Consider the following 23,746-nt stretch of genomic DNA (forward strand, 5'->3'; position numbering starts at 1 on the left):
ACGCTCACGGAACGCGTCTGCGGCCGCCCGGCCGTCCGTCACGCTGCGGGGCCGCGGCTCCCGGGCCGTCGGCCCGGAGGGGCGGGTGTCGTTCGTTGCTGCGGCTTCGTCCATGCGCAGCGAGTATCCGCGGGACCGGGGGTTTCACGCCGCCTCATGCCAGCGGACTGTCCCGCAGGGACGCCAGAAGGTGTGCGGGGTCGGCGTAGATCGCGTCCGCGCCGGACTTCTCCAGGTCGGTGCGCGGGATGCCGCCGCACAGGACGCCCACACAGCGCACCCCGGCGCGGCTGCCCGCCCGCATGTCCCACACGGTGTCGCCGACGAAGACCGCCCGCTCCGCCGGCACCCCGGCCAGGCCCAGGGCGTGCTCGACCGGCTCGGGCGCGGGCTTGCCCGCGTCCACGTCGTCGGCGCTGGCGGTGGCGGTGATGGCCTCGTCCGCGTCGATCGCCCGGCGCAGCGCGCTCAGCTCCGCGCCGCCCGCCGAGGTGGCCAGCACCACCGTCCAGCCGTCCCGGTGCAGCCGCCGCAGCAGTGCCCCCGCCTCCGGCAGCGCCGGCAGCCGGTCGAAGTACTGCCCGTACAGCGCCTTGTGCGCGGCGCTGATCCCCGCGTCCTGGTCCGTGTCCCGGTCCTCGCCGAGCAGGTGCGCGACGAGGTCGGTGGAGGCCAGGCCCACGGCCCTGTGGACGGCGTGCATCGGCACGTCGTGGCCCGCCTGCCGGAAGGCCTCCCACCACGTCACGACGTGCAGGTGGTTGGTGTCGACCAGCGTGCCGTCGACGTCGAACACGGCCGCCCGTTGCGCCTCTGCCATGTCTGCGATCCCTTCCTCTTTCGGCTCGCCCGGGTACCACCTCAGCCGCCCGCCACGCCGGACGGCACCCGCCGCTCACGGGTCCAGGCCAGCACCTCCTCGAGGGACCACGTCGTCACCACACGCTCCGGCGGCACCCCGCACTCCTCCGCCCGCGCGCACCCGTTGATCTGCCAGTCCAGCTGCCCCGGCGCGTGCGCGTCGGTGTCGACGGAGAACAGCACCCCCGCGTCCACGGCCCGGCGCAGCAGCCGCCGCGGCGGGTCGAGCCGCTCCGGCCGGCTGTTGATCTCCAGGGCCGTGCCCGTCTGCGCGCACGCCGCGAACACCTCGTCCGCGTCGAACTCCGACTCGGGCCGCCCCCGCCCGGTCAGCAGCCGCCCCGTGCAGTGCCCGAGCACGTCCGCATGCGGATCACGGACGGCGGCCACCATCCGCCGGGTCATCGACCGGGCGTCCATGCGCAGCTTGGAGTGCACCGACACCACCACGACGTCGAGCCGGTCCAGCAGCTCCGGCTCCTGGTCGAGCGAGCCGTCCTCGAGGATGTCGCACTCGATGCCGGTCAGCAGCCGGAACGGCGCCCAGGTCTCGTTCAGCTCCGCCACCACGTCCAGCTGCTCCCGCAGCCGCTCGGCCGACAGCCCGCGCGCCACCGTCAGACGCGGCGAGTGGTCGGTCAGCGCCGCCCACTCGTGCCCCAGCGCCGCCGCGGCCCGGCCCATCTCCTCGATCGGGCTGCCGCCGTCCGACCAGTCGGAGTGCAGATGGCAGTCGCCGCGCAGCAGCGCCCGCAGCCGCTCGCCGCCCCGTACGGCCGGCGGCTCCTTCGCCTCGCCCTCCAGTTTCCGCAGATAGCCCGGCACCTCACCGGCCAGGGCCTCCCGCACCACCTGCGCGGTCTTCGGGCCGACCCCCTTGAGCGACTCCAGCGACCCGGCGTCCGCCCGCCGGCGCACTTCGTCCTCGCCCAACTCCTTCAGCACCCGGGACGCCGTACGGAAGGCGCGCACGCGGTACGTCGGCGCCAGGGACCGCTCCAGCAGGAAGGCGATCCGGTCCAGTGCCTCGACGGGATCCATCGCCACCTCCACCTCAAGGGTTCCCCAGCGCCCCGCGGGCCGCACGGCGGGCGCGCGGTTTGCCCGGTACCCACCCGGGTACTGCGACGCCTCGTCCCGAACGCGCCCACGAGGAGGCCCGCCATGTCCGACCCCACCGCGCCACCCAGCAAGGTCGCCCTGATCACCGGCGCCGACTCCGGCATCGGCAGGGCCACCGCCGTACGGCTGGCCCGGGCGGGCATGGACGTCGGCATCACCTGGCACAGCGACCACAAGGGGGCGCAGGAGACGGCCGAGGAGGTCCGGGCGCACGGGCGACGGGCCGAGGTCGCCCGGATGGACCTCACCCGGCTGCCCGAGGCCGCCGACACCGTCGACGAGCTGTGCGAGCGCCTCGGCCGTCTCGACGTGCTGGTCAACAACGCCGGCACCGGCACCATGACGCCCTTCCTCGACCTGGAGCTGTCCGACGTGCGCGAGGTCCTGGACGTCGATCTGGTCGGGCCGTTCCTGTGCGGGCAGAAGGCGGCCCGGCAGATGATCCGGCAGGGCGACGGCGGGCGGATCGTCAACGTCACGTCCGTCCACGAGCACCAGCCGCGCGTGGGCGCCGCCCCGTACTGCGCGGCCAAGGGCGGTCTCGGCCTGCTCACGCAGGTCATGGCGCTCGAACTCGCGGAGTACCGCATCACCGTCAACGCCGTCGCACCGGGCGAGATCGCCACGCCCATGACCGGGCAGGAGGACACCGACCCGCACACCGAGAGCCGCCCCGGCGTGCCGCTGGGACGGCCCGGCGACGCCCGCGAGGTCGCCGCCGTCGTCGCCTTCCTCGCCGGCCCCGACGCCTCGTACGTCACCGGCGCCTCCTGGAGCGTCGACGGCGGCATGCTCCGCATGGGCCCGCAGGCCGGCTCGCACCTGACGAGCGACGACTGGCGCCGTCCCTGAGCGGGCCGGCCGGACCGTCCGGTCGCTGAACCCGCGCTACCGCCGGTTGCGTTCTAGGCTCGATGCATGACCGAAAGCGCGAGCCCGTACATATCCCACCCGCGGATCATGGTGCTCGGGGTGCAGCCGGGCACACCGCCGTTCCGGATCGTGCAGATCGACGGCCAGGTGGTCGGGGAGGCCAAGGCCCTCACCGACGTCCTGGCGGCCGCCGCCGCGTTCGGCATCACGGTCCACGACCTGGACGATCCGGACGTGGTCCGCTGGGTCGGCGGCGACAAGTTCACCTGGACCGTGCACTAGGGCCTGACCGGGTGCACCAGGTCGACCGGGTACCGGGCCTGACGCCGCGAGGCCGCCCTCCGGGCGACGAGTGGGAATGGTCGGACAGGCCCTAGGACCGCCCGGGCGCCGGCTTCTTCCCGGCCCGGCCGCCACGGGGCCCGCGCGCATGGACCGCGCGGCTCAGCCGGCGCCCCAGGAGCAGGTAACCGATCAGCGCGCCCGCGGTGTTCAGGATGACGTCGTCGATGTCGAAGGCGCGGCCGGTGACCAGCGCGCCCTGGGCGAACTCCACCAGCAGCATCACCACGGCGGTCAGCAGCAGCACGCGCAGGATGCCGCGGGTGCGCGGGGCGACGACGGGCACGAGCACGCCGAAGGGGACGCCCAGCAGGATGTTGCCGCCGATCTGCCGGACGGCGTCCCGCAGTTCCGGCTGGTCGAGATAGGCCTTCAGCGAGCGGCCCGGATGCAGATTGGTGTGGGTCAGCGCCTCCGACGCGGGCGAGGGCTGAAGCGTCAGCCGGGCCAGCACCACGGCGAAGGCCACCATGAACGTGAACGCACACAGCATCGCCAGCAGCCGGACGGGCAGCGGCAGCCGGCGTCGCTCGCGGCCGGAGCCGGCCGTACGGGGACGTGAGGCTGCACCGGCCATTGTCTCCTCCAGTCTTCAACTTCCCTGCGTGATAAGCCGGTTACCCACGGGCGCGCCGACGATGCCGCCGAGGGCTGTTCCCGGCCACGGTTTCCCCGCCGTCCGCCGGGGCACTCCGGGCTGGGAGCCGCCGCGCGCCGTCACGTCCCGCAGCCGGGGCGGTGCTTGGATGACCGCCACAACGATCAGCCCCCGTGGAGGTGGCGCGTGAACCGGCGTACGACGCTCCTCGCCGCGGCCGAGGTACCGCTCTGGTGGGCCGCGCTCACCGCGCTGTGGCTGGTGTTCGTCACCACCGTCGACCCGCTGGAACTCGCGGTCGGCGCGGGCGCGGCCCTCCTGGGGGCGCTCGCGGCGCGGGCCGCGCGACGGGCGGTGGCCGGACGGTGAACGGCTGGATCCTCGCCGCGACGCTCACCCTCGCCGCCGGCCTGGCGGCGGCCCTGTGGGGCGTCTCCACCGGACCGCTGCGGCGCCGGGTCGTCGCCCAGAACCTGTCCACCGCGGTGGCCTGCCCGGGCCTGCTGCTCCTCGCCCAGGGCTACGACCGCCCCTCCTACGTCGATCTCGCCCTGGTCCTCGCCCTGCTCGGCCCGGTCGGCACGCTCGTCTTCGCCCGGCTGCTCGCCGGGGAACTGGCCGAGGACCCGGCCCGTGCCCGGGGCGCGACCTGGGCGGCGGCCGGCCTCGGGGCCGTGGTCGTGCTGGCCCTGTGCGCGGTCACCGGGCCGGGCCGGGCGATGGCGAAGCTCCTGGTGACCGGCGCCCTGCTGATCGGCGGCAACCTCGTCGCATCACGGGCGCTGACCGGCATGGCCGGAGGGACACGCCATGAGTAGCGCCGAACAGGGGAGAAGGCAGCCGTGGACGAAGCCGTGATCGCCGTCGCGCTGGTGCTGGTCGCCGCCTGTGCGACCGTGGCCGTGGCCACCCGCGACCCCGTCCGCCAGGCCCTCGTGCTGTCCGTCCTCGGTGTCGTGCTCGCCGTGCTGTTCACCGTGCTCCAGGCCCCCGACGTCGGACTGTCGCAGCTCGCGGTCGGCTCCGCGCTGACGCCGCTGTTGCTGCTGCTGACGGTCCGCAAGGTGAGACGACGCAGGCACCGCGAGGAAGGCGGGAAATGAGCCCCCGCACGCGGCTGTGGCTGGTGGCCGTGGGCGGCGCGGGCGTCGCCGCGCTGCTCGTCGCGGCCTGCCTCGGCCTGCCGGCCTTCGGCGGCGACCGCCACCCCTACGGCGACCGCGCCGTCGAGGCGTCGCTGGCCCACCGCACCGCCAACACCATCGCCTCCGTCAACTTCGACCAGCGGGCCTTCGACACCCTCGGCGAGCTGACCATCCTGTTCGCGGCCGTGCTCGGCTGCGTCGTCCTGCTGCGGCAGACCCGCGACGAGCACCGCGCCCGGCCCGAACCCGCCGATGTCGCCCCGCCCGTACGCCGCTACGCCCTGCTCGTGCTGCCCGTCGCCCTGCTCACCGGCCTGTACGTCGTCGCGCACGGGCAGCTCAGCCCCGGCGGCGGCTTCCAGGGCGGCGTGGTCGCCGCGACCGCCCTGCACCTGCTGTACCTGGGCGCCGACTACCGCGCCCTGGAACGCGTCCGGCCGGTCGGACGGTACGAGGTGGGCGACGGGGTCGCCGTCTGCGCCTACCTCGTCACGGGCGTCGCGGCACTGCTCGGCGGTGCCGCCTTCCTCGCCAACACGCTGCTGCCGCACGGCACGTTCAACACGCTGTCCTCCGGCGGCACCGTCCCGCTGCTCAACGCGGCCGTCGGCATGGAGGTCGCCTGCGCCGTCGTCGTGCTGCTCGCCCGCTTCCTGGACCAGGCCGTCGAGATCGAGGAGGAGAGCGGAACGTGAGGCCGCTGTGATGGACGTGTTCGCCTACCTGGTCGCCGCGTGGATCTTCCTGGCCGGCTGCTACGGCCTGGCCACCAGCCGCGATCTCATCCACGCCGTCGGCTGCCTGTCGGTGTGCCAGTGCGCGACCTACGTGCTGCTGCTGGCCGTCGGCTACCGGGACGGGGCCACTGCGCCCGTCTACTCCGACCTGGAACCCGGCGCGCGGCCGGTCGTCGACCCGGTCGTGCAGGCCCTGGCCCTCACCGACGTCGTCGTCGGCGCCACCGTCACGGCCCTGCTCCTCGCCCTCGTCGTGCAGGTCTCCAAGCGGCACGGCACCGTCGACCCCGACGAACTCTCCGAGCTGCGCGGCTGATGCACCACCTGCTGCCGCTCCTCGTCGCCGTCCCGCTGCTCGGGGCCGCCCTGCTGGCCGCCGGCGGCCGCCGGGTACCCCGGGCCGCCGCCGAGTCCGCCGGCTGTGCCGTCTCCGCCGGAACCGCCGGGCTCGCGGTCGTCCTCCTGCTCGACTCCTCGCAACCGCAGGTTGAATGGGTGGGCGGCTGGGTGCCCGTGCACGGAGAGAGCGTCGGGATCGTCCTGGTGGGGGACGGGCCGGGGCTCGGCATGGCCGCGCTCGCCTCGACTCTGACCCTGGCCGCCCTGGTGTACTCCTGGCACTACTTCGAGGAACCGCCGCGCGGGCACTCCGGCTCGTTCCCGGCGCTGCTGCTGCTCTTCCAGGCGGGCATGTGCGGTTTCGCGATCGCGGGCGACCTGTTCAACACGTTCGTGTGGTTCGAGCTGATGAGCGTCGTCGCCTACGCGCTGACCGGCCACCGGGTCGAGGAGGCCCGGGCCGTGCAGGGGGCGCTGACCTTCGGCGTCGTCAACTCACTGGGCGCGTACGCCATGCTGATGGGCATCGGCCTGCTGTACGCCCGTACCGGCGAGCTGGGCATGAGGCGGATCGGGCAGGGGCTGGACGCGCACGGTCCGCCCGACGCGCTGGTCCTCGCGGGATTCGTGCTGGTCCTGACCGGGCTGCTGGTCAAGGGCGCGGCCGTACCGTTCCACTTCTGGCTGCCGGACGCGCACGCGGTGGCCCCCACCCCGGTCTGCATGCTGCTGTCGGGCGTCATGGTGGAGCTCGGCGCCTTCGGTGTGTGGCGGGTCCACGACACCGTCTTCTCCGGGCCGGGCGGGCTGCCCGCAGCCGACGTGGAGCGGGCCCTGGTGGCGCTCGGCGTGCTGACGGCGGTCGTCGGCGCGGTCATGTGCTGGTACCAGCGGCACATCAAACGGCTGCTTGCCTACTCGACCGTCGCCCACATGGGGCTGTTCCTCACGGGCATCGGCACCCTCACCCCGGAGGCGGACGACGGGGTCGCCCTGTACGTCCTGGGGCACGCCGGTGTGAAGGCCGCGCTGTTCGCCTGCACGGGCATCCTCCTCGACCGGTACGGCTCGGTCGACGAGCACGCGCTGCACGGCCGGGCCCGGCACCTGCGGGGAGTGGCCGTCCTGTTCGTCGTGGGCGGGCTCGGCCTCGCCGGGCTGCCGCCCTTCGGCACGGCGCTCGGCAAGTCGGTCACCGAGGAGGCCGTGGGCGGCCCGCTCACCGTGCTGTACGTCCTGGCGAGCGCGGTGACCGCCGGGGCGGTCCTGCGGGTCGCCGCGCGCGTGTTCCTCGGCCTCGGGCCCCGGCCGGAGGAAAAGGACGCCTACGAGACGACCGGCTCCGGCGAGGAGCCCGAGACCCGGCACCGGCTGAGCCGGGTCCCGGACACCATGACGGCCGTCCCGGCGGTGCTGCTCGCCGGATCCCTCGCCGTCGGTGTGGTCCCCGGCTTCGGCGGCGCGGTGGGCCACGCCGTGCAGGAGGCCGGAACCGGCGGCCTGGTGCACGTCCCGGTGCACTGGACTCCGCTCGGCGTCCTGCTCGGCCTGGCCTCTTCCGCGTCGGCGCTCGCCCTCGCGGCCGTCGCCGTCACCCGGCCGCGGCTGCTCGCCGCGCCGGGCCGGGCGCTGCCGCTGCGGCGCCTCCAGTCCGGGCACGTCGGGGACTACGTCGCGTGGCTGCTGGTGGGCACGACGCTGCTGGGCGCGCTGGCCCTGCCCGGGGTCCTCGGGAGCTGATCAGTCCCCGTACGAGACGCGCACCTCCTTGAAGCCCAGGGAACGCAGCAGGCCTTCGAGCATGCCCGTGGTGTTGGTCTCGGCCCGGGCGGTCAGCTCGCTCTCCTTCGCCGCGTCGCCGATGTGCCGTACCGCGAGTTTCTGCACGGCCTGTTCGCCGTTGGGGTTGTCCGAGAAGAGGTCGCCCAGGCGGTCGAAGAGACCGCGCTGCTTGGAGACGGCGTAGGAACGGTCGGGGTCGAGGGCCGGCTTGCCCAGTCGCGCGTGGGGCAGCCGGAGCGTGGCGGACGTGCGGTCGCCGTTGACCTGTACGTCGTTGTCGCCGACCTTGCCCAGGTCGACGTAGGCGTCGACGGTGCCCGCGCCGACGTACAGGGTGCGGGTGCCGCGGATCGCGTCGGGGAGGAACTTGGCGTCCTTCTCCAGGTCCACGACGACCTGGAAGTTGCCGGAGGCGGCGTCGTAACGGCTGAGGTCCTGGATGGACTTCAGCAGCGCGGGGCCGGACCGGTCGTGGGTGTCGGTGCCGAACAGGTCCTTCAGGCCCGGGATCACGCTCAGCCGGATCCCGGCGAAGAACACGACGAGCACCAGCACGAGCGCGCCGAGCACCTTCGCCCAGCCGGGCACGCGCCCGGGGAGACGCTTGACGGGAGTCGTCATGCGACGGCCCTCCTTCCTACTGTCCGGATGCCCGCCACGGCCCTTGGCAGACCGGCCGGTTGAGGACGCAAGGACGTCAGCGGAAGCACGGGAGGGCGCACAGGGGGTGTCCGCAAGGTCCCGTCGTCCGCCCGGACGCCGCGGGGCAGGCGGGACTTTGCGGACACCCCCTGGGCATCACACCGGGCCGGAGGCCGCCTCCGGCTGCTCCAGGGCGGCGTCCAGCGTGGGCTGCGGGGGCAGCAGCCGGGACAGGCCGGTGATCCGCAGGACCCGCAGCGTCAACGGGTGGGCGCAGACGAGGAGCAGTTGCCCGTCCCGGTCGAGCACCCGGCTCCTGGCCCGGTACAGCAGCCGCAGGCCCGAGCAGTCGAAGAACTCGATCCCGCTGAGGTCGATCACGATCCGGGCGGCGCGGCGGTTCGTCTCCCGGTCCAGGTGCGGGGCCATCTCCGTGGCCGCGGCGAGGTCGATCTCGCCGCGGAACTCCAGCACCGTGTGCCCCCGTTCCTGGCGGACGCGCAGATGCCGGGTGAGCGGTGCAGGTTCCTGCCGCACGACGAGATCGCCTCCAGCCTGCTCCGTGCGTGGGGAGGGGCCGCGGTCCTCACAACCGTTCCCCGCCCTGCAAGTTACCCTCCAACGAGTGAATTTGAGCATGTTCGATTGACATATGTCTCTGAATTGCGGCCGAGTTGGCCGAGGTTCGCGCGGGGCGTGCGCGGGCGTGAGCGCGGGCGTGATCTCCGGCGTGCGCCTCGGGCCACGACAGAGCGTCCCCGGACTACGACAAGGCGTGCCACGCCTTGATGAGGGCCTGGCGGAACTGCTCGGTCTGGTGCGCCGTGAGGTCGCGCACCATCCGCTCCTCCAGCTCCCGGACGGGCCCGGCGCACTGCGCGAGCAGCTCCCGCCCGGCGTCGGTGAGCAGGATCAGCAGCTCGCGGCGGTTGCGGGGGTTGCGCTCCCGGCGCACCAGCCCGCGGCCCTCCAGGGAGCGGACCAGGTCGGCGATGGACTGCGCGGTGACGAAGGAGTCACGCGCCAGCTGGGCCGCCGACAGTCCGTCGTGCCGCTCCAGCACGGTCAGCGCGGTGTACTGGAGAGCGGTGATCCCGGAGGGTCTGACCAGCTCGTCCAGGTGGGAGCGCACGACGAGCTCCACCTGCTTGACCATGTAGAGCAGGGAAGGGGGTGCCTTGGTCGCCTGTGCGTCGAGCATGGATGCAGGCTAGAGCATTGACAGGAAACCTGTCTGTAAAGAGACTGCGAACCAACAGGAATCCTGTTTGTTGAAATCTTGGCGACGACGCTGAGGAGTGGCGATGACCACCTTCGAGAGGGAACCCGGACGGCTGTTCATCGGGGGACAGTGGCGCGAGGCCGCCGACGGGGCGCGTACCGAGGTGGTCGACCCGTCCCGGGGCACGGTCGTCACCACCGTCGCGGAGGCGGGCCCGGCCGACGTCGACGCGGCCGTGCGGGCCGCCCGCGAGGCCCACGACGACGGCGCCTGGTCCGGTCTGAGCGGCCGCGAGCGGGGCCGGGTGCTGCACCGCGTCGCCCAGCTGATCCGCGAGAACGCCGACGAGATCGCCGCACTGGAGAGCCTCGACGTCGGCAAGCCGATCACGCTGTGCGGCGCCGTCGACGTGACGAACGCGGCCAACGACTACGAGTACTTCGCCAACCTCGCGCAGAGCCAGGACGGCGCCCTGCGCGACACCCCCATGAACGCCCTCGCCTACACCAAGCGCGAGCCGCTCGGCGTGGTCGCCGCCATCACCCCGTTCAACTTCCCGCTGATCCTCGCCGGCTCCAAGATCGGCCCGGCGCTCGCGGCCGGCAACACGGTCGTCCACAAGCCCGCCGACGAGACCCCGCTGAGCGCCCTCTACATGGCCCGGCTGTTCCAGCAGGCCGGCGTACCGGACGGCGTGGTGAACGTCGTGACCGGCACCGGCCCGGTGGCCGGCGAGGCGCTGCTGCGGCACCGGGGCGTCGACAAGGTCGCCTTCACCGGCTCCACCGCGATCGGCAGGCACGTGGCGAGCGTCGCGGGCGAGGCCCTCAAGCCCGTCACCATGGAACTCGGCGGGAACGCCGCGCACATCGTCTTCGAGGACGCCGACCTGGAGAAGGCCGTCGGCGCCGTCATCAAGGGCTTCGTCTTCAACACCGGCCAGTTCTGCATGGGCGGCCCGCGCCTGCTGGTGGCCCGCTCGGTGTACCCCACGCTGCTCGGCATCCTCGCCGAGGCCGTGCCCGGTGTGCCGGTCGGCGACCCGCGCGACCCGGCCACGGTCGTCGGCCCGATGGCGGCCGAGAAGCACCTGAGGAAGGTCGAGGAGTACGTCGCCCTGGCCCGCAAGGAGGGCGCCCGGATCGTCTGCGGCGGCGAGCGGCTCGACCTGGACGGCGGCTACTACTACAAGCCCACCGTCATCGCCGACCTGTCGAACGACTCCCGCGTGGTCCAGGAGGAGATCTTCGGCCCGGTCCTCACCGTGCAGCCCTTCGACGACGAGGACGAGGCCGTCGCCCTCGCCAACTCCACGCCCTACGGCCTGGCCTCGGGCGTCCAGACCACCAACCTCGCCCGCGCGCACCGGGTCGCCGACCGGCTCCAGGCCGGCATCGTCTGGGTCAACGACTGGGCGATGCTCGACCCCGCGATGCCCTTCGGCGGCGTGAAGGACTCCGGCTACGGCCGCGAGTACGGGCCCGAGGCGCTCGCCGGTTACACCAAGGTCAAGTCCGTCGTCGTCTCGCTCGACTGAGACAGTCGTCAAGGAGCTCTTGCGATGCCCACCACCACCCGTGCCGCGGTCGTCGAGTCCGGCGGCGCGCCCTTCACCCTCTCCGACGTCGTCCTGGACGAACCCGGCCCGCACGAGGCGCTGGTCCGCATGGTCGCCACCGGCCTGTGCCACACCGACCTCGGTGTGGCGAGCGGCGGACTGCCCTTCCCGCTGCCCGGGGTCCTCGGCCACGAGGGCGCGGGCGTCGTCGAGGCCGTCGGCTCCGCCGTCACCGGCGTCACGCCCGGCGACCACGTCCTGCTCTCCTTCACCTCCTGCGGCGACTGCCGCAACTGCCGCGGCGGGCACCCCGCGTACTGCGCGACCTGGCTGCCGCTGAACCTGCTCGGCGGCAGCCGGGCCGACGGCACGAGCACCATCAGCCGCGGGGGCCAGGCCCTGGGCGGGCACTTCTTCGGCCAGTCCTCCTTCGCCGAGCGGGCCCTGGCCGACGAGCGCAGCCTCGTCAAGGTCGACCCGGACGTGCCGCTGGAGTCCATCGCCCCGCTGGGCTGCGGCGTGCAGACCGGTGTGGGTGCCGTCTGGAACGTCCTGAAGCCGGACACGGGCAGCACGGTCGTCGTCCTGGGCGCCGGAGCGGTCGGCCTGTCGGCCGTGATGGCGGCGGCCCTCACCCCGGCCACGCGGATCGTCGCCGTCGACAGGGTCTCCGAACGCCTGTCGCTGGCGACGGAACTGGGTGCCACGCACACCGTCGACACGAGCGGGACGGCCCTCGCCCCGGCCCTCGCCGAGATCACCGGCGGCCGGGGCGCGGACGGTGTCGTGGAGACCACGGGCAATGTCGGCGTCCTGCGCCAGGGCGTCGACGCGCTCGCCGCCCGCGGCACCCTGGTCGTGGTCGGTGCCCCGCCCTTCGGCACCGAGGTCGCCCTCGACGTCAACGGCCTGCTCGGGGGCAAGCGGATCGTGGGCCTCACCCTCGGCGACAGCGAGACCCAGACCATGATCCCCGCGCTGGTCCGCCTGGTGAAGGACGGTCGGCTCCCGCTGCACCGCCTGATCGGCACGTATCCCTTCGGGGACATCGACCGGGCGGTGCAGGACATGAGGTCGGGCAAGACGATCAAGCCGGTCCTGATGTTCTGACGCGGAGAACCCGGGGGGTGCGGTGGACCTGTGTGTGCGGCCCGGCCGTGGCTTGTCGCGCAGTTCCCCGCGCCCCTTCGGGGCGGCGTTGCCGTCCGGGTCAGTCGTCGACCAGGACCAGCTTCCCCGTCGTTCGGCCCGTGTCGCCCGAGGCGTGGGCCTCCGCGGCGGCGGCCAGCGGGAAGGTTCCGGCGATGGTGGCGCGGAGCCTGCCCGTCTCGGCGAGTTCCGCGATCGTCTCCATGCCTGCGCGGTCGGCGTCGACCAGCATCCGGACCGCGCGCACACCGAGCCGCCCGGCCTCTTCGTAGAAGTCGTCCGAGCCTCCCGGCAGGATCGACACCACGACCCCGCCCGGGCGCAGGACGCGCAGTGAGCGCAGGGCGTTGTCGCCGCCGATCGTGTCCAGGACGACATCGACGTCCTTCACGGCCTCGGTGAAGTCCGTCTCCCGGTAGTCCACCGCCTCGTCCACGCCGATCTCCCGCAGGAACCCGTGCTTGCCCGCGCTCGCGGTGCCGATCACATGGGCGCCGCGCGCCTTGGCGATCTGCACCGCCACGTGCCCGACCCCGCCCGCAGCGGCGTGGATCAGCACCCGCTGCCCGGGCCGCAGCTCCGCGTGCTCGACCAGCGCCTGCCACGCGGTCAGCGACACCAGCGGGAGCGCGCCCGCCTGGACGTGGTCGATCCCGGCCGGCTTGCGGGCCAGGGCCCGTACCGGAGCGATGACGTACTCGGCGTGCGAGCCGTGCCCGAACGGATACGGCAGCATGCCGAAGACCTCGTCACCGGGCGCGAACGCCGCGACGCCGATGCCGACAGCCTCCACCACCCCGGAGACGTCCCAGCCGAGGACGAAGGGCGGATCGCCCAGGAAACCGCCCGTGGCGCGGTGCTTCCAGTCGGTCGGGTTGACCCCGGCGGCCCGCACCCGGACCAGCACCTCGTTCGGCCGGGGCGCCGGGCGCTCGATCTCCACTTCCTTCAGGACCTCGGGGCCGCCGAGGACGTCCTGGCTGATGGCTCGCATCGTGTTCTGTGTGCTCATGGTGATCAAGCGTGCCCGTCCGCGCCCGAGCCGCCAATGGCAGAATTGCCAACCTTCGATAGGATCGTGCCATGCGACGTGAGCGAGTGGTGGTCCTGGCCCTGGACGGCGTGTACCCGTTCGAACTGGGCATCCCGAGCCGGATCCTGGGCGCGGCCGACGGCCGGTACGAGGTGCTGACCTGCTCGGTCGACGGCGGTCCGGTGCGCACGAACGCGGACTTCGGCGTCACCGTGGAACACGGCCCCGAGGCCCTGGCCACGGCCGACACGGTGGTGATCGCGCCCGTCGCGCCCGCCCACCTGGCCGACGAGGTGCCGGGCGACGTCCTGGCCGCGCTCGCGCTCATCCGCCCGGGGACGCGCATCGTCTCCATCTGTACCGGCGCCTTCGTCCTCGCCGCCGCCGGGCTCCTCGACGGCCGCAGGGCGACCACCCACTGGCAGGTCGCCGACCACTTCCGGCGCATGTTCCCGCACGTCGACCTCGACCCGGACGTGCTGTTCGTCGACGACCACCCGATCCTCACCTCCGCCGGAGCCGCCTCCGGCGTGGACGTCTGCCTGCACCTGGTCCGCAAGGACCACGGCAGCCGCCTGGCCAACACCGTCGCCCGCCGCTGCGTGGTCCCGCCGTTCCGGGACGGCGGCCAGGCCCAGTACATCGAACAGCCCGTCCCCGAACAGGGCGCCGCGACCACCGCGGCCACCCGCGCCTGGGCCCTGGAACGCCTCGGCGAACCGCTCACCCTGGCCGACCTCGCCGGTCACGCCCGGATGAGCCTGCGCACGTTCGCCCGCCGCTTCCACGAAGAGGTGGGTCTCAGCCCCGGCCGCTGGCTGATCCAGCAGCGGGTGGGCCGGGCCCGGCATCTGCTGGAGTCCAGCGACCTCACCGTCGACCAGATCGCGGGCCGGGTCGGCTTCGCGACCGGCGCCTCCCTGCGCCAGCACCTGAACGCGGCGATCGGGGTGACCCCGCAGGCCTACCGCCGCACGTTCCAGACCACGCGCTGACCCGGCACGGCCCGGCGTCCGCCCAACTGCTCGGGCAGCAAAGCCATTTGTCGACCTGTTGCTTTCTGTCGGAGCGTGACGGAACCCTCACGTCCGGCGGGGGGCAAGGTTGATCCTTTCGGGTTCAAACCCGATAAGGTTCCGATCGGCGCTGCGAGTTGACGCGATCGCGTCCGGTCGACTCGCGGTGCGTACTCATGAGTGCGGTCCACACCCCCCTGTTCGATCGTGTTGCCTCGAAGGATGCAGATGGAACTCGCCACTCCGCCACCGGCGGCGCGGGCCCCTGTCGCCTGGTACAGCTGGTGGTTGATGCCGCTGGGCTTGGGAGGCGGGACCGTTGCCGCCACGTTCATGAGCTCGGAGCGAATAACCACGGCCGTCGCCGGCATCGCGGCGACGGCGGCCGGTGCCGTGTGCGTACGCCTGCTGCTGCGCACCCGGGCCCAACTGCACAGGGCGGAGGGCTCCTTCCGCACCACGCAGGCCGAGCACAACCAGCAGTGGCAGCAGCATGTCGCGGGCCTGGAACGGAAGTTCTCCGCCGAGCGCGCCACGTTGGAGTCCCAGCTCACCGAGCAGAACGCGTCGTACGAGCGGCGCCTCGCCGAGCAGAGCGCCACGTACGAGTCGCAGCTCGCCGACCAGTCCCGGGCCTATGAGGAACGGCTGACCGAGCAGGCCAGGTCCTACGAGGCCCAGCTCGCCGACCAGGCCGAGGTCTGGCAGGAGCAGCTCTCCCACCAGCTCGCCGCGGTCGCCCGGCTCGCCGACGAGCAACTGCCCGACGCCATGGAGAAGCTGCGCTCCGGCGAGGCCATCGACGACGTCCTGCCGACCGTCAACCAGTGCGCGAAGGTCAGCGCCGACCTCCAGGCCGAACTGCGCAAGCTGCTGCGCACCGCCCTGATCGGCCTGGAGGCGGAGTTCGACCGCTCCACCTCCGCCGAGCAGGCCGTGATCAGCATCGGCAACCGCATCCACGTGCTGACCAGCAAGCTCCGCGGCCGGCTGCACGAGATGCAGGGCGAGCACGGCAGGCTCCCGGCCGTCGCGCGCGGTCTGATGGAGCTCGACCAGGAACTCGGCCCCGCCGACTCGCTCGCCGCGAGCATCGGTGTGCTCGGCGGCTCGGACCGTCCGGGACGCCAGTGGCAGGAGCCGCAGCGGCTGCTGAGCGTGGTGCGCGGCGGCATCGGCCGCATCAAGGACTTCCACCGCGTCCAGGTGCGCCATCTGCCCGAACTCGGCGTCGACGGCGGCCTGGTGGATCACCTGACGCTGATCTTCGCCCACCTCCTGGACAACGCGGCCCGCTACTCGCCGCCCACCGAGCCGGTGCTCATCTCCGGCAAGGAGGTCCCCAACGGCGTCGGCATCGAGATCCAGGACTCCGGCAAGGGCCTGAGCGAGGAGAAGAAGCGCGAGGCCGAGCACGCCCTCGCGGGCACCGCGCCCGGCGCGGGCCTCGGCGGCATCACCGAGGACGCCAGCATCGGCCTGCGCGTCGTCGGCGCCCTCGCCCGCCGCTACGGCATCCGGGTCACCTTCGCGGACTCGCCCTGGCTCGGCACCTCCGTGGTGGTCGTGGTCCCGCACAAGTACTTCAGCCCGCTGCCGGCGGCCACGGCCGCCCAGGCCGCGCCCGCCCCGGAGGTGCGTACCGCCGCGGCCGCCCCGGCCCGCGAGACGGTCACCGCCCCCGCGCCGGCCGCGCGGACGGAAAGCGTGGAGACCACACCCGGCGGACTGCCCCGGCGCCGCAGCAAGCGGAACGAGACGGACGGGCCCAGGCAGGCCGACCGGACCGACCGGGGCACCGTCTCCGCCGTCCCGCCGGACGCCTCCTTCTCCGGTCTCGCGGCCTTCGCCACCGCCGGACGCGACGCCGAAGAGGCCTCCCCGGCGGGCGACGACCGCGATACCCCCGCCGGACGCGTGTCCACCGAGTACCGCACCGAAGAGAGCGACTAGTCCTCATGACGCAGCAAGGAACAGATGTGAGCTGGGCGCTCCGTGATCTCGTCGAGAGCATCCAGGAGATCCGTTTCGCCCTCGTGGCCTCCAGCGACGGCAAGGCCATCACCTCCTACGGCGCCGAAGACCCCGACGACGTCGACCGCTTCGCCGCCGTGGTGGCCGGCCTCCAGGCACTGGCCCAGCCGGTCGCCGAGCAGTTCCCCAAGTACGCCGGGCAGTTGCGCCTCGCGATGATCGAGGTCGACGGCGGGCACCTCTTCGTCGTCCGCGCCGGTGTGGAGACGTACCTCGGTGTCCTCGCCAGGGAGGGCCTCGACCAGGGCCTGCTCGGGCACCAGATGAGGGACCTGGCCCGCAGGATGGGTGAGCTCCTCGGCACCACTCCGCGCCTGGAGGAGCACTCTGGATGAGTGCTCCCCGCAGGCCGTCGGACCCGTCCGGTCTCGAGCGCTACTACGTCCTCACGGGAGGGCGCAGCGGACCGGGCGGTTCGGCGTCGAGCCTCGACGTGGCGACTCTCGTCGTCGCCCGCGCCGCCCCGTTACCGGGCATGCAGCACGAGCACGAGGAGATCCTCCGGCGCTGCCGCGATCCGCTGTCGGTCGCCGAACTCGGCGCCCACCTGGGGCTGCCCTTCAACATTCTCGCGGTGCTGCTGTCGGACCTGCTGGACGCAGGTCGCGTCGAAGCCCGTGATCCCATCCCGGCGCACGACGCCGGCCGCGGGCCCGACCTCGCGCTCCTTGAGGAGGTACTCAGTGGACTTGAAAGGCTTTGACCAACCCGGAGGGCGGGCGGCCGGGGACACCCGCTCGGTGAAGGTGATGATCGCCGGCGGGTTCGGCACCGGGAAGACCACCATGGTCCGGTCGGTCAGCGACATCAAGCCGCTCACCACCGAGGAGACCCTCACCCAGGCCAGCGTCGACGTCGACCACCTCATCGGCGTCGCCGACAAGACGCAGACCACGGTCAGCCTGGACTTCGGCAAGATCGGGATCAACGAGAGCCTGGTGCTCTACCTGTTCGGCACGCCGGGCCAGGAGCGGTTCTGGTTCTTGTGGAACGGGCTGTTCAAGGGGGCGCTCGGCGCGATCGTCCTGGTGGACACGCGCCGCCTGGAATCCAGTTTCCGGGCGATCGAGGAGATGGAGCGGCAGGACGTCCCGTTCGTCGTCGCGCTGAACGTCTTCCCCGACTCCCGGAACTACCCGGTCGAGGAGATCCGCGACGCCCTGGACATCCCCGAGCACACCCCGGTCGTGGCCTTCGACGCACGCGACCGGGCCTCGAGCCGTGACGTCCTCGTCGCCCTGATCCACCACCTGAAGGAACGCTCGGCCGTGGCCCTGGAGCCCCGATGAACGATCAGACCGAAAACCCCCTCCAGGCACCCCGCGGCTGCCCCGTCGCCCACCAGGCGACCGAACTCACCCGGCTCTACGGGCCGGAGGCCTCGACCGACCCGGTGGGCATCTACGAGCGGCTGCGCAAGGAGCACGGCTCGGTCGCGCCGGTCCTGCTCGAAGGCGACGTTCCCGCCTGGCTGGTCCTCGGCTACCGCGACAACCGGCGGGTGCTCGACAACCCCCGCCAGTTCAGCCGGGACGCGCGGATCTGGCGGGACTGGGCCGAGGGGCGCGTCGAGGAGACCTCGCCGCTGATCCCGATGCTCGGCTGGCGGCCGGACTGCGTCTCCCAGGACGGCGAGCCGCACCGCAGGCTGCGGGCCGCCGTCACGGACGGACTCCAGGCGGCCTCGGCCCGGGGCATCCGGCGGCACGCGACCCACTTCGCGAACAAGCAGATCGACGCGTTCGCGGCCACCGGACGCGCCGACCTCGTGTCCGACTACGCCGAGTACCTGCCGATGCTCGTCCTCTCCCGCATCCTCGGGCTGCCCGAGGCGGAGGGCCGGGACCTGGTCGAGTCCTGCGCCCAGGTCCTCAAGGGCGGCGAGGACGCCCTGGCGCACAACGACCGCATCATGGCGATCCTCGGGGAACTGGCCGAGCGCAAGCGGGCCGAGCCCGGTGGTGACTTCACCACCGCCCTGCTGGGGCACGCGGCCGGCCTCGACGAGGAGGAGGTGGTCAGCCATCTGCGTCTGGTACTGATCGCCGCGCACACCACGACCAGCAACCTGCTGGCCCGGGTCCTCCAGCTGATCCTCACCGACACCGCCCGGCTCTCCGGACTGATCAGCGGGCAGCTGAACATCTCGGCCGTGGTGGAGGAGGTCATGTGGAACAGCCCTCCGCTGGCCGTGCTGCCGGGCCGGTTCGCCGCCGGCGACCTGGAACTCGGCGGCCACCAGATCCAGGAGGGCGACCTGCTGGTCCTCGGCCTCGCGGCGGGCAACATCGACCCGGAGATCCGGCCGGACACCGGCGTCTCGGTCCAGGGCAACCAGGCTCATCTGGCGTTCAGTTCCGGTCCGCACGAGTGCCCCGGGCAGAGCATCGGCCAGTCCGTCATCGAGATCGCCGTGGACGTCCTGCTGCACCGCCTGCCGGGCCTGACCCTGGCCGTGCCCCCGGACGAGCTCACCTCGACCGCCTCCACGTGGGAGTCGCGGCTGGACAGCCTGCCGGTCGAGTTCCCGGTCTGACGCCGGGCCCGGCCGGATGTCCGGCCGGGCACCGTCCCGTCGTCACACGGTCAGCAGGTCGTCCACCGATCCCCGTCCGGCCAGTTCGGCCGTCGCCACCGGGCCCTCCTTCGCCGCCGCGTAGCGGCCGCTGGTCAGCGCCCACTCGTAGTTGCCGTTGATCCAGTGCTGGATGGCCTCGACGCCCATCCGCACCCGGTCCCGCTCCGCCTCGTCGAGCCGCAGTTCGTCGCACATCTGCGGGACACGCTCCTGGAGTTCGAGGTACTCGTCGAGACAGGCGATCGTCATCCGGTACGCCTCGTCGGTGGCCTGCTGCCAGGAGCAGCCCCGCTCCCGGCGCAGCACGGCGATGAGGTTGTGGCCGTCGCCGCGCCGTTTCTCCCGCTCGAAGGAGTGGATGTCGTTCATGAACCCGATGGTGTCCGCGGCCAGGTCACGCATCCGCTCCATCACCGGATGCCCCATCGCCTGGGCGGGCACCTCGAAGCCGCGGCTGCGCTCGCCCGCGTCGATGCTGTGGTGGATGCCGACCGTACGGCGCCGGAACTCGGCGTACTCGTCGAGCCCCAGCGTGCCCTCCAGACCCCGGGCCGCCAGGTCGACCTCCTCGCAGTGCGCGACCAGGAACCGCCCCCACGAGGCGGCGAAACGCGTCTGCCATGTCAGGGACATGCCATGGGAGAGGTACTTCCACACCTCGGCCCAGGCGAGGGTGATCGGACAGGCCACCCGGGGCGGACTGCCCGCCGGCCGCAGGGGCGTGACGATCAGCTCCCGTGCGACCTCCGCTATGCGGTCGGCGCGGTCGGGCCGGCTGGCGTCGAACTGGTCGTCGAAGAGGAAGGCCAGCGAGAACCAGTTCATCAGGACGACCATGTCGTCCGCCGACGCGTGCGGATAGGTGCGCGCTGCCGCCTGGGGCAGGTCCCAGGACTTGTACTCCTCGAACCCGTCCCGGCTGCGAACCAGGCGCATCTCCCACACCCAGCGCAGATGGCGTGCCCGGGCGTACTCCAGATGCTCGCTGACCGGCGTGTCGAAGGGGAGATCGAACCGGACGTCCTGAGGCATGTGCTTCCTTTCGGGAGACGGACCGCAGAGTCCCCCCACCCCTGCGAGCGAGCGGTGCCGTGAACCGCCCGCACACTCGAACTCGGCTTCGCAGTCCGAAAGTTGAACCGAGAAGCGCTACGAGACTGCCCAAGGCGTGAATAAGCCATTCCGTGACCCTGCCGTGATGTCCGTTACTGCCCGAAGCGCATGAGCTGCGTATACTCCCTCGTCCCTCACCCGGCCCCGGCTTGTCGACCGGGCCTCCGCAGCCTCGGAACGTCACACTGGTGACCGTCCGTTGACGACGTTTCAGGAGGACCGCCGACGATGACGTCCGCACCCGCACGCAGCGCTGGGCAGCGCAAGAAGGACACCCTGCACCGTCTGGAGAACGACGTGGACGCCTGGGTCGCCACGGCCGACAGCGCGTCGGGGACGCCGTACCTCGTCCCGCTGTCGTTCCTCTGGAACGGCTCGTACCTGCTGTTCGCCACGCCCGCGTCGAGCCCCACCGGACGGAATCTGGCCGCGACCGGCAGGGCCCGCGTCGGAATCGGACCGACCCGTGACGTCGTCATGGTCGAGGGCACCGTCGAGACCGTCCAGCCCGGCGAGCTGACCGAGCAGGACGCCGAACTCTTCGCCGCCAAGACCGGGTTCGACCCCCGCCGCCTGGCCACGCCGTACCTCTACTTCCGCGTCGTGCCGCAGCGCGTACAGGCCTGGCGGGAGGCCGATGAACTGGACGGCCGCGAACTCATGCGCGACGGAGAGTGGTTGACGGCCGACTGAATCGGCCGGACCGGGATAACCGCAAGGTACGAGGCCGCGGGGCACGACCGCCCCGCGGCCGGAATCCTGCGGAGGAGACATGGCACTGGTGAAAGCGGGTGTCCTGGTACTCGACTGTGCCGAGCCCGAGAAGCTCGCCGTGTTCTACAAGGAGTTGCTGGAGGGGGAGGAGGCGGTCGCGACCGCCAACCGGGTGGAGATCAAGGGCGCGGACGGCTTCCGCATCGCGCTGCGCCGGGACGTCAACGCGACCCCGCCCAGCTGGCCCCGCCCCGAGAACTCCCTCCAGGCGCACCTGGAGTTCGTGGTGGACGACCTCGACGCGGTGGAACGCCGGGTCATCTCCCTCGGCGGCCGCCCCCTGGAGGCCAAGGAGGCCTCGGGCCCCCTGGAGGAGCGCGGTTACGCCGACCCGGCAGGCCACTCCTTCGTTCTGCGCCGCACCCCACCGACCGCGCCGAAACAGGGCTGACCCGACCGGCTTCAGTCGGCTGCGGGCAGAGCCCGACGGTGAGGATCGGCTCAGCGGGCGAACACGGTGCCGGCCAGGGCCACATGCGGCGCCAGAGGTGCAGGCCGACCGTGACGGCCAGGGCGGTCAGCGGTGCCGCGGCGCACGAATCGGTGACGGGGAGGTCGCGCAGGCAGTAGACGACCAGGATCACCATCACGCCGGCGGGCATCCGGGTGCTGAGGTACCGCGAGGACGACGAACAGGGCCGTCAGGGCGAAGTCCAGTCCGGTGACGCCGTCCGGGACGAGGGAGCCGAGCAGGGCCCCGGCCGTCGCGCTGCCGGCCCAGTACAGGTGCATGAAGAACTGGAGCCACAGGATGCGCTCGCTCGACCAGCTGCGGGACCGCTCGGTGGAGGTCAGGGCGTACGCCTCGTCGGTGAGCGCGAAGGTGCTGTACGTCCTGGCGAGACGCCCCCGCACCCGGTGCAGGGGGAAGGACAGGGCGTAGAAGACGTGCCGCGCCCGCACCAGGAACGCGGCCACGGCGATGGACGCGAGCGGGGCGGCGGCGGTGGCCATGCCGATGAGCAGGAACTCGAAGGAACCGCCGTATCAGCGCGGCGGACAGCCCGGCCCACCCCGGAAGGCGGCCCGCGCCGCACGGCTTGTTCGCATGTCGGCAATTTTAGGTAAGCAGCCGCCTCATATGGTTGCCGATCGTGCTCTGTCTGCGCCGGGCCGCGAACTCGAAGTGCTCATCGACGTCGAGATCCACGCGCAGGACCGGAAGGCCGTCGAGGAGTTCGAGAGCACCGTGGCCTCCTACGAGGAGGTCGTCGAGTTCCGGCGCATGTACGGACGCCTGCGCGTCGCCGTGGCCGACCACGCCGCCTACGAGGCCTTCCTCACCGGCAAGCTCAGCGGTCTGCCCGCCGTTCTGCGCCTGGAGTCGCACCTCACCATGAAGACGATCAAGGTGGACGGCTGAGCACGGTGGCCTGCCTCGCCCGGCCGGAGCCGGGCGAGGCACCGGCGCACGGTCAGTCGCGGCCGCCCTTCTCCCCGGCCGGCCACGTGCCGGTGGAACGCTCGATGGCCTTGGCGCCCGCGCGGTCCACGGCGCTGCGCACCACGGCGAAGATGGCGCCCTGGACCGCGGCGGCCAGCAGGATCTCCCCCCAGCCGCGGTCCTTGTCCAGCGCGTCGGGCGCGTCCTCCTCGTGCCGGATCGCCATCCACGTCTTGCGGAAGGCCAGCCCGGCCAGCCAGCCGCTGGACCAGCCCAGCACGAATCCGAGGGGCTGGTAGGCGATGGGCAGCTTCTTCTTCTTGGCCACGTGAATCTCCTTGGTCGGTGAGGGGTGGATGTCGGTGGTCAGGGGGTGTGGGCTGCCGGGACCCGCTCCTCGGCGCGGACCGGCCCGGGCGGCGTACCGTCACCGAACGGCCGGCCGCCCAGCTCCTCGCGGTGGTGCGGGGTCAGCCAGCCGGACAGGTCCGGGCCCAGCGGCACGACGCGGGTCGGGTTGATGCCCGTGTGCACCTGGTAGTAGTGGCGCTTGATGTGGTCGAAGTCGACGGTGTCGCCGAAGCCGGGCGTCTGGTAGAGGTCCCGGACGTATCCCCACAGCGCCCGGTTCTCCGTCAGCTTCCAGCGGTTGCACTTGAAGTGGCCGTGGTAGACCGCGTCGAACCGGACCAGCGTGGTGAACAGCCGGATGTCCGCCTCGGTGATGGTGTCGCCGACGAGGTACCGCTGCCGCTCCAGCCGGTCCGCGAGCAGCTCCAGCCGCCGGAACACGCCCGTGCAGGCGGTCTCGTACTCCTCCTGCTCGGTGGCGAAACCCGCCCGGTACACGCCGTTGTTGACGTCCTCGTAGACGTCCGCCATCACCTCGTCGATCTCGTCGCGCAGCTCGTGCGGGTACAGGTCGGGCGCGCCCTCCCGGTGCAGGTCCGTCCATTCGGTCGCGAGGTCGAGCGTCAGCTGCTGGTAGTCGTTGGTGACCAGCTCGCCGCTCGGCACGTCCACCACCGCCGGCACGCTGACACCGCCGGGATAGCCGGTCTCCCGCCGGTCGTAGGCCTCGCTGAGGTAGCGGATGCCGAGGACCGGGTCGCGGCCGTCCTCGTCCAGCGTGAAGCGCCAGCTGCGGTCGTCCTGGATCGGGTCGGCGACGGCCAGGGACAGCGCGTCCTCCAGGCCGAGCAGCCGCCGGGAGACCAGCGACCGGCTCGCCCACGGGCAGGCGCGGCTGACGACCAGACGGTAGCGGCCGGCCTCCACCGGCCAGCCGTCCCGGCCGTCGGCGGTGATCCGGTCCGTGAAGTGCGCCTTGGACCGCTTGAACGTCCTCCTTCCGTAGGCGCTGTTGCCGTCGTCGCCGTCGTCGCGGCTCATGGGGATGACCTCCTTCGGCATACGTGTGGCCTGCTTGTCGTGCGTGTGCCCT

General features: G+C 72.4%; 29 protein-coding genes and 2 pseudogenes. 19 read left to right on the forward strand and 12 right to left on the reverse strand.

From position 1 onward, the window contains the following. Nucleotides 1-154: 154 nt before the first annotated feature. Both SCNRRL3882_RS37850 and SCNRRL3882_RS37855 read right to left on the reverse strand, forming a co-directional pair. Complete coding sequence (locus tag SCNRRL3882_RS37850; protein WP_010040648.1) at nucleotides 155-820, reverse strand: HAD family hydrolase; 666 nt, start codon at nucleotides 818-820, stop codon at nucleotides 155-157. A gap of 41 nt (nucleotides 821-861) precedes the next feature. Next, nucleotides 862-1,902, reverse strand: coding sequence for a PHP domain-containing protein (locus tag SCNRRL3882_RS37855; protein ID WP_010040645.1), 1,041 nt, complete (start codon nucleotides 1,900-1,902; stop codon nucleotides 862-864). 123 nt (nucleotides 1,903-2,025) lie between these two features. On the opposite strand from SCNRRL3882_RS37855, the gene SCNRRL3882_RS37860 reads away from it, so the two are divergent. Then, nucleotides 2,026-2,835: an SDR family oxidoreductase gene (locus SCNRRL3882_RS37860; protein WP_010040642.1), complete on the forward strand. Its 810-nt coding sequence runs from the start codon at nucleotides 2,026-2,028 to the stop codon at nucleotides 2,833-2,835. Between the two features lie 66 nt (nucleotides 2,836-2,901). Further along, entirely contained in the window at nucleotides 2,902-3,138 is a 237-nt protein-coding gene (locus tag SCNRRL3882_RS37865; protein WP_029181226.1) for a hypothetical protein, read from the forward strand. A gap of 91 nt (nucleotides 3,139-3,229) precedes the next feature. On the opposite strand, the gene SCNRRL3882_RS37870 is transcribed toward SCNRRL3882_RS37865, so the two are convergent. Further along, nucleotides 3,230-3,775 (reverse strand): VanZ family protein, encoded by a 546-nt coding sequence (locus tag SCNRRL3882_RS37870; protein WP_010040640.1) that lies wholly within the window; start codon nucleotides 3,773-3,775, stop codon nucleotides 3,230-3,232. 207 nt (nucleotides 3,776-3,982) lie between these two features. Between SCNRRL3882_RS37870 and SCNRRL3882_RS37875 the strand changes: the two genes are divergently transcribed. Genes SCNRRL3882_RS37875 through SCNRRL3882_RS37900 form a run of 6 tightly spaced genes read left to right on the forward strand, consistent with a single transcriptional unit; the run spans nucleotide 3,983 to nucleotide 7,757 of the window. Then, nucleotides 3,983-4,165: a hypothetical protein gene (locus SCNRRL3882_RS37875; RefSeq protein ID WP_010040639.1), complete on the forward strand. Its 183-nt coding sequence runs from the start codon at nucleotides 3,983-3,985 to the stop codon at nucleotides 4,163-4,165. Then, nucleotides 4,162-4,614, forward strand: a complete 453-nt coding sequence (locus SCNRRL3882_RS37880) for a monovalent cation/H+ antiporter complex subunit F (RefSeq protein WP_010040638.1) — start codon at nucleotides 4,162-4,164, stop codon at nucleotides 4,612-4,614. The genes SCNRRL3882_RS37875 and SCNRRL3882_RS37880 overlap by 4 nt, the downstream gene beginning before the upstream one ends. Before the next feature lie 24 nt (nucleotides 4,615-4,638). Then, on the forward strand, nucleotides 4,639-4,899 hold the full coding sequence (locus SCNRRL3882_RS37885; protein ID WP_010040637.1) for a hydrogenase subunit MbhD domain-containing protein: 261 nt from the start codon (nucleotides 4,639-4,641) through the stop codon (nucleotides 4,897-4,899). After that, nucleotides 4,896-5,636 (forward strand): MnhB domain-containing protein, encoded by a 741-nt coding sequence (locus tag SCNRRL3882_RS37890; RefSeq protein ID WP_010040635.1) that lies wholly within the window; start codon nucleotides 4,896-4,898, stop codon nucleotides 5,634-5,636. The genes SCNRRL3882_RS37885 and SCNRRL3882_RS37890 overlap by 4 nt, the downstream gene beginning before the upstream one ends. A 10-nt stretch (nucleotides 5,637-5,646) precedes the next feature. After that, the gene (locus SCNRRL3882_RS37895) at nucleotides 5,647-5,994 is read left to right on the forward strand and encodes a sodium:proton antiporter (RefSeq protein WP_040903308.1); all 348 of its coding nucleotides are present in this window, start codon (nucleotides 5,647-5,649) and stop codon (nucleotides 5,992-5,994) included. Next, nucleotides 5,994-7,757, forward strand: a complete 1,764-nt coding sequence (locus SCNRRL3882_RS37900; RefSeq protein WP_010040631.1) for a complex I subunit 5 family protein — start codon at nucleotides 5,994-5,996, stop codon at nucleotides 7,755-7,757. The genes SCNRRL3882_RS37895 and SCNRRL3882_RS37900 overlap by 1 nt, the downstream gene beginning before the upstream one ends. On the opposite strand, the gene SCNRRL3882_RS37905 is transcribed toward SCNRRL3882_RS37900, so the two are convergent. The 3 genes from SCNRRL3882_RS37905 to SCNRRL3882_RS37915 all read right to left on the reverse strand — a co-directional run bounded on the left by SCNRRL3882_RS37905 (nucleotide 7,758) and on the right by SCNRRL3882_RS37915 (nucleotide 9,642). Continuing rightward, nucleotides 7,758-8,420, reverse strand: coding sequence for a DUF4230 domain-containing protein (locus SCNRRL3882_RS37905; RefSeq protein ID WP_010040630.1), 663 nt, complete (start codon nucleotides 8,418-8,420; stop codon nucleotides 7,758-7,760). Between the two features lie 177 nt (nucleotides 8,421-8,597). Continuing rightward, nucleotides 8,598-8,978, reverse strand: coding sequence for an anti-sigma factor antagonist (locus tag SCNRRL3882_RS37910; RefSeq protein WP_010040626.1), 381 nt, complete (start codon nucleotides 8,976-8,978; stop codon nucleotides 8,598-8,600). A 226-nt stretch (nucleotides 8,979-9,204) separates the two neighbouring features. Continuing rightward, entirely contained in the window at nucleotides 9,205-9,642 is a 438-nt protein-coding gene (locus SCNRRL3882_RS37915; RefSeq protein ID WP_010040624.1) for a MarR family winged helix-turn-helix transcriptional regulator, read from the reverse strand. Nucleotides 9,643-9,745: 103 nt separating this feature from the next. On the opposite strand from SCNRRL3882_RS37915, the gene SCNRRL3882_RS37920 reads away from it, so the two are divergent. Together SCNRRL3882_RS37920 and SCNRRL3882_RS37925 are read left to right on the forward strand one after the other, a co-directional pair. After that, complete coding sequence (locus tag SCNRRL3882_RS37920; protein WP_010040622.1) at nucleotides 9,746-11,200, forward strand: aldehyde dehydrogenase family protein; 1,455 nt, start codon at nucleotides 9,746-9,748, stop codon at nucleotides 11,198-11,200. Nucleotides 11,201-11,224: 24 nt separating this feature from the next. After that, nucleotides 11,225-12,331 (forward strand): NAD(P)-dependent alcohol dehydrogenase, encoded by a 1,107-nt coding sequence (locus SCNRRL3882_RS37925; protein WP_010040618.1) that lies wholly within the window; start codon nucleotides 11,225-11,227, stop codon nucleotides 12,329-12,331. Nucleotides 12,332-12,431: 100 nt separating this feature from the next. On the opposite strand, the gene SCNRRL3882_RS37930 is transcribed toward SCNRRL3882_RS37925, so the two are convergent. Then, nucleotides 12,432-13,382 carry an NADP-dependent oxidoreductase gene (locus SCNRRL3882_RS37930; RefSeq protein WP_029181225.1) on the reverse strand — a complete coding sequence of 317 codons (951 nt, stop codon included), beginning with the start codon at nucleotides 13,380-13,382 and terminating at the stop codon, nucleotides 12,432-12,434. A gap of 71 nt (nucleotides 13,383-13,453) precedes the next feature. Here SCNRRL3882_RS37930 and SCNRRL3882_RS37935 point away from each other — a divergent pair, with 71 nt between their 5' ends. The 6 genes from SCNRRL3882_RS37935 to SCNRRL3882_RS37960 all read left to right on the forward strand — a co-directional run bounded on the left by SCNRRL3882_RS37935 (nucleotide 13,454) and on the right by SCNRRL3882_RS37960 (nucleotide 18,989). After that, nucleotides 13,454-14,398, forward strand: a complete 945-nt coding sequence (locus tag SCNRRL3882_RS37935) for a GlxA family transcriptional regulator (protein WP_010040615.1) — start codon at nucleotides 13,454-13,456, stop codon at nucleotides 14,396-14,398. 249 nt (nucleotides 14,399-14,647) lie between these two features. Then, nucleotides 14,648-16,372: an ATP-binding protein gene (locus SCNRRL3882_RS37940; protein ID WP_010040613.1), complete on the forward strand. Its 1,725-nt coding sequence runs from the start codon at nucleotides 14,648-14,650 to the stop codon at nucleotides 16,370-16,372. A gap of 5 nt (nucleotides 16,373-16,377) precedes the next feature. After that, nucleotides 16,378-16,788: a roadblock/LC7 domain-containing protein gene (locus SCNRRL3882_RS37945; RefSeq protein WP_003994857.1), complete on the forward strand. Its 411-nt coding sequence runs from the start codon at nucleotides 16,378-16,380 to the stop codon at nucleotides 16,786-16,788. Continuing rightward, the gene (locus SCNRRL3882_RS37950) at nucleotides 16,785-17,156 is read left to right on the forward strand and encodes a DUF742 domain-containing protein (protein WP_010040608.1); all 372 of its coding nucleotides are present in this window, start codon (nucleotides 16,785-16,787) and stop codon (nucleotides 17,154-17,156) included. The genes SCNRRL3882_RS37945 and SCNRRL3882_RS37950 overlap by 4 nt, the downstream gene beginning before the upstream one ends. Continuing rightward, nucleotides 17,137-17,742, forward strand: a complete 606-nt coding sequence (locus tag SCNRRL3882_RS37955; protein WP_029181224.1) for a GTP-binding protein — start codon at nucleotides 17,137-17,139, stop codon at nucleotides 17,740-17,742. Before SCNRRL3882_RS37950 ends, SCNRRL3882_RS37955 begins: the two co-directional genes overlap by 20 nt. Continuing rightward, nucleotides 17,739-18,989, forward strand: a complete 1,251-nt coding sequence (locus SCNRRL3882_RS37960; protein ID WP_010040597.1) for a cytochrome P450 — start codon at nucleotides 17,739-17,741, stop codon at nucleotides 18,987-18,989. Before SCNRRL3882_RS37955 ends, SCNRRL3882_RS37960 begins: the two co-directional genes overlap by 4 nt. A gap of 42 nt (nucleotides 18,990-19,031) precedes the next feature. Here SCNRRL3882_RS37960 and SCNRRL3882_RS37965 read toward each other — a convergent pair whose 3' ends face one another. Continuing rightward, nucleotides 19,032-20,063, reverse strand: coding sequence for a 7-epi-alpha-eudesmol synthase (locus SCNRRL3882_RS37965; protein ID WP_010040594.1), 1,032 nt, complete (start codon nucleotides 20,061-20,063; stop codon nucleotides 19,032-19,034). A 309-nt stretch (nucleotides 20,064-20,372) separates the two neighbouring features. Between SCNRRL3882_RS37965 and SCNRRL3882_RS37970 the strand changes: the two genes are divergently transcribed. Then, nucleotides 20,373-20,837, forward strand: a complete 465-nt coding sequence (locus SCNRRL3882_RS37970; protein WP_010040591.1) for a pyridoxamine 5'-phosphate oxidase family protein — start codon at nucleotides 20,373-20,375, stop codon at nucleotides 20,835-20,837. A gap of 79 nt (nucleotides 20,838-20,916) precedes the next feature. Beyond that, nucleotides 20,917-21,309: a VOC family protein gene (locus tag SCNRRL3882_RS37975; RefSeq protein WP_010040589.1), complete on the forward strand. Its 393-nt coding sequence runs from the start codon at nucleotides 20,917-20,919 to the stop codon at nucleotides 21,307-21,309. 85 nt (nucleotides 21,310-21,394) lie between these two features. On the opposite strand, the pseudogene SCNRRL3882_RS42695 reads toward SCNRRL3882_RS37975, so the two are convergent. Together SCNRRL3882_RS42695 and SCNRRL3882_RS37980 are read right to left on the reverse strand one after the other, a co-directional pair. Next, nucleotides 21,395-21,550 (reverse strand): annotated as a pseudogene (locus SCNRRL3882_RS42695) (branched-chain amino acid ABC transporter); the annotation flags it as partial. Next, a pseudogene (locus tag SCNRRL3882_RS37980) lies at nucleotides 21,498-21,905 on the reverse strand (AzlC family ABC transporter permease); the annotation flags it as partial. The pseudogenes SCNRRL3882_RS42695 and SCNRRL3882_RS37980, both read right to left, overlap by 53 nt. Before the next feature lie 94 nt (nucleotides 21,906-21,999). Between SCNRRL3882_RS37980 and SCNRRL3882_RS37985 the strand changes: the two are divergent. Beyond that, nucleotides 22,000-22,281, forward strand: coding sequence for an Lrp/AsnC ligand binding domain-containing protein (locus tag SCNRRL3882_RS37985; RefSeq protein WP_010040585.1), 282 nt, complete (start codon nucleotides 22,000-22,002; stop codon nucleotides 22,279-22,281). A gap of 52 nt (nucleotides 22,282-22,333) precedes the next feature. Here SCNRRL3882_RS37985 and SCNRRL3882_RS37990 read toward each other — a convergent pair whose 3' ends face one another. Next, entirely contained in the window at nucleotides 22,334-22,630 is a 297-nt protein-coding gene (locus SCNRRL3882_RS37990) for a DUF4235 domain-containing protein (protein WP_010040583.1), read from the reverse strand. A gap of 38 nt (nucleotides 22,631-22,668) precedes the next feature. Further along, the gene (locus tag SCNRRL3882_RS37995; RefSeq protein WP_029181223.1) at nucleotides 22,669-23,694 is read right to left on the reverse strand and encodes a glutathione S-transferase family protein; all 1,026 of its coding nucleotides are present in this window, start codon (nucleotides 23,692-23,694) and stop codon (nucleotides 22,669-22,671) included. Nucleotides 23,695-23,746: the final 52 nt, after the last annotated feature.

The organism is Streptomyces chartreusis NRRL 3882 (assembly GCF_900236475.1).
GTDB lineage: Bacteria > Actinomycetota > Actinomycetes > Streptomycetales > Streptomycetaceae > Streptomyces > Streptomyces chartreusis_D.